General features: G+C 51.1%; 1 rRNA gene. It reads right to left on the reverse strand.

Annotated features, from left to right (window positions below):
• Positions 1-47: 47 nt before the first annotated feature.
• Positions 48-1,488, reverse strand: a 16S ribosomal RNA gene (locus tag ACT3CD_RS07375); the annotation flags it as partial.

A 1,488-nucleotide genomic window follows, 5' to 3' on the forward strand; every position in this document is an offset into this window, starting at 1 on the left:
TCATCTTGAGTCCATCTTTTTCCAAAGTCTTTGAGACAGCTCTCCAGAAAGGAGGTGTTCCAGCCACACCTTCCGGTACGGCTACCTTGTTACGACTTAGCCCCAGTCACCAGTTTTACCCTAGGACGCTCCTTGCGGTTACATACTTCAGGTACTCCCGGCTTCCATGGCTTGACGGGCGGTGTGTACAAGGCCCGGGAACGTATTCACCGCGCCATGGCTGATGCGCGATTACTAGCGAATCCAGCTTCACGAAGTCGGGTTGCAGACTTCGATCCGAACTGAGACCGGTTTTTAGGATTCGCATCACATCGCTGTGTAGCTGCCCTTTGTACCGGCCATTGTAACACGTGTGTAGCCCTGGACGTAAGGGCCGTGCTGATTTGACGTCATCCCCACCTTCCTCGCGGTTTACACCGGCAGTCTCGATAGAGTCCCCACCATTATGTGCTGGTAACTATCGATAGGGGTTGCGCTCGTTATGGGACTTAACCCGACACCTCACGGCACGAGCTGACGACAACCATGCAGCACCTTGAAGAGTGTCCGAAGAAATACACCTTTCGGCATACGTCACTCCCCATTTAAGCCCAGGTAAGGTTCCTCGCGTATCATCGAATTAAACCACATGTTCCTCCGCTTGTGCGGGCCCCCGTCAATTCCTTTGAGTTTCATCGTTGCCGACGTACTCCCCAGGTGGATTACTTAATGCTTTCGCTCAGTTGCTTACAATATATCGCAAACAACTAGTAATCATAGTTTACGGCGTGGACTACCAGGGTATCTAATCCTGTTTGATACCCACGCTTTCGTGCTTCAGCGTCAGTGACACTTTAGTAAGCTGCCTTCGCAATCGGTGTTCTGTGGTATATCTATGCATTTCACCGCTACACACCACATTCCGCCTACCTCAACTGTACTCAAGAATGACAGTATCAATGGCAATTCTACAGTTAAGCTGCAGTATTTCACCACTGACTTACCATTCCGCCTACGCACCCTTTAAACCCAATAAATCCGGATAACGCTCGCATCCTCCGTATTACCGCGGCTGCTGGCACGGAGTTAGCCGATGCTTATTCGTATGGTACCGGCAAATAGCTACACGTAGCTAACTTTCTTCCCATACAAAAGCAGTTTACAACCCATAGGGCCGTCTTCCTGCACGCGACATGGCTGGTTCAGACTTGCGTCCATTGACCAATATTCCTCACTGCTGCCTCCCGTAGGAGTCTGGTCCGTGTCTCAGTACCAGTGTGGGGGACCTTCCTCTCAGAACCCCTAGACATCGTTGCTTTGGTGAGCCGTTACCTCACCAACTGGCTAATGTCACGCATGCCCATCTGTAACCTATAAATATTTTACCCCTCTTCCATGCGAAAGTGTGGTCTTATACGGTATTAATTCCCCTTTCAGGGAGCTATCCCCTTGTTACAGGCAGGTTGCATACGCGTTACTCACCCGTGCGCCGGTCGTCAGCGGGCCGAA

The organism is Geofilum sp. OHC36d9 (genome assembly GCF_052400685.1).
In the GTDB taxonomy this organism is placed as follows: Bacteria; Bacteroidota; Bacteroidia; order Bacteroidales; family Marinilabiliaceae; genus CAZHHH01.